Source organism: Mesorhizobium sp. M7A.F.Ca.CA.002.09.1.1 (assembly GCF_003998555.1).
Classification (GTDB): Bacteria; Pseudomonadota; Alphaproteobacteria; order Rhizobiales; family Rhizobiaceae; genus Mesorhizobium; species Mesorhizobium ciceri.
In genome coordinates, this window is the sequence record NZ_RZRR01000926.1 from 1 (window position 1) to 2140 (window position 2140).

Genomic DNA, 2140 nt, shown 5'->3' on the forward strand with positions numbered 1-2140 from the left:
CTCGACAGCCTCGACCCCTCCGTCGCTCCCGGGGTTTCGAACCTCGAGCCGGGCTTCGGCGGCCTGACCATCCGCGAGGCGACGCGCCTTCTGCAAGGATTGAAGGGGCTCAACATCATCGGTGGGGACGTCGTCTGCCTGATGCCGACCAAGGACAGCCCCAACCAGATCACGGCGCAGGTCGCCATGGTGATGATGTACGAACTGATCTGCCTGATCGCCGCAAAGAATGCCGAGACGCACTGACGCGTGGCCTTGGCCGCTACAGGAGCGCGCCGACGCCATCGGTGATGGCGTCGCGGCTCGCGGCTCCGGACTTTCGATGCCGGTTGCCGATGCGGTGGCGCCATTCTTTCGCTGTCTCCTGTTCTCTTAAATGAATTATGTTGACTATTGACGAACTTTCGGCAAGCGTTCCTTGAGGCCGCCAAGAGCCCAAACTAGAGGTGAACCATGAACCGCAAGATCCTTCTACTCATCGCCCTCGCGGCCGCCACGCCGGCGGCAGCACAGCCGCCGAGCTTCGCCGCCGACGGTAAACTGCAAGCCTGCGTCGATCCCACTTTCCCGCCGATGGAATTCATCAAGACGGCGGGCGAGGCTCCCGTTGGCGTCGACATCGACGTCATCAAGGCGCTGGCCGCGCACTGGAAGGTCGACGCCAGTATCACGACGATGGACTTCAGCGGCCTGCTTCCCGGCCTGGAATCGAAGCGCTGCGACATCGTCATCAGCGGCGCTTTGCTGAAACCCGAACGGCTGGAGAAGCTGAGCGGCGTGCCTTATCTGAAGACCGGCGTCGTCATGATCGGCAAGGCCGACGATGCGTCCGCCTACAAGAGCTATGAGGATTTCTCCGGCAAGACCATCTCCGTCCAGTCCGGCACTTCCTATATAGGCCTGCTGGACAAGGTGAACGAGGACCTGGCCAAGGCCGGCCGCGACAAGATCACCATGCAGACCTATCCCAAGCAGACCGATGCGATGCAACAGGTGGTGCTGGGTCGCGCGGTCGCGACGATCAGCCAGGACACCGAATTCGCCTACCGCGACTTGCAGCAGCCCGGTGAGTTGAAGATCGTCTACTCGGCCGGCGCGCAGGATCAGTACGCGGCCTATTTCCGCAAGGATGAGGCTGACGCGGCGGCGGTCGCCGCTACTGTCAAGGAGCTTGCCGCGAACGGCACCATGAAGACCATCGCCGAGACGTGGAAGCTTCCGATGTCGACCATCAGTGGCATCGGTCAGTAACGGCGCGATCGGCAGGGTTCCGTGAGCTTTGACTTTGGCTTGTTCTGGTCGACACTTTTTTCCGGGACGTTCTTCAGGGCGGCGCTGGTAGCGCTCGCCCTGACAATACTCGCGCATGCGGCGGCGATCCTCCTGTCGCTGCCGCTTGCCTTGGCGCTCAACGGGCAAAACAAGGTGCTGCGCTGGGGAGCGACGGCCTATATCGCTGTTTTCCGCGCACTGCCGGCGCTTCTGCTGCTGCTGTTCGTCTGGAACGGCCTGCCGCAAATATGGCCGATCTTCCGCGAGACCTGGTTTTCGCCCTTCATCGCGGCCCTCCTGGCGCTGACGCTGAACGAGGCCGCCTATCAGGTCGAGATCAACAGGGCGGCGCTCAGCGCCGTCGAAGAAGGGCAGTTTCAGGCCGGCGCCGCACTTGGCCTGCGCAAGCCGCAAGTGTTCTTCCTGATCGTCGTGCCGCAGGCGCTGCGCATCGCCCTGCCGCCGACCGTCAACGAGTTCATCACGCTGCTCAAGACCACGTCGCTGGCCTCGGTGATCTCATTGACGGAACTGATGGCGGTCACCCAGCAAAGCGTCGCCTCAACGTTCCGCTATGCCGAGTTCTACGCCGTCACCTCCCTCTACTACCTGGCGATGGTCTATGTACTGATGATCCTGCAGAAGCGGATCGAACGGCGCTTCGCCTGGGCCAAGCCCCACGCGGCCGGAAACGATACCGACAAAGTGCCCCATCACGCATGACGGGCACAAAACGGTGGGCCGCAGCGTGCGGCACGCCATTGACATCCATCGACGCGACGGCATGACGCTGCTCCGAAAGGGCGCCAGATGCCTGAGCCGCGCAGCAATTCAGGGGGACGCGTAATGTCAGGGGCTAGTTCAGAAC

At 62.5% G+C, this 2140-nt stretch carries 3 protein-coding genes; all 3 read left to right on the plus strand.

Going from position 1 to position 2140, the window contains the following annotated elements:
* Window positions 1–246 (plus strand): arginase family protein (locus EN994_RS28420; RefSeq protein WP_206530518.1); only part of this gene is annotated, 246 nt, incomplete at its 5' end.
* 207 nt (window positions 247–453) lie between these two features.
* Entirely contained in the window at window positions 454–1251 is a 798-nt protein-coding gene (locus EN994_RS28425) for a transporter substrate-binding domain-containing protein (protein ID WP_063168753.1), read from the plus strand.
* Window positions 1252–1272: 21 nt separating this feature from the next.
* On the plus strand, window positions 1273–1995 hold the full coding sequence (locus tag EN994_RS28430) for an amino acid ABC transporter permease (RefSeq protein WP_063168752.1): 723 nt from the start codon (window positions 1273–1275) through the stop codon (window positions 1993–1995).
* Window positions 1996–2140: the final 145 nt, after the last annotated feature.

Coding starts and splice junctions, on each gene's coding strand:
- EN994_RS28425 (WP_063168753.1), top strand. CDS start 454: ATGAACCGCAAGATCCTTCTACTCATCGCCCTCGCGGCCGCCACGCCG.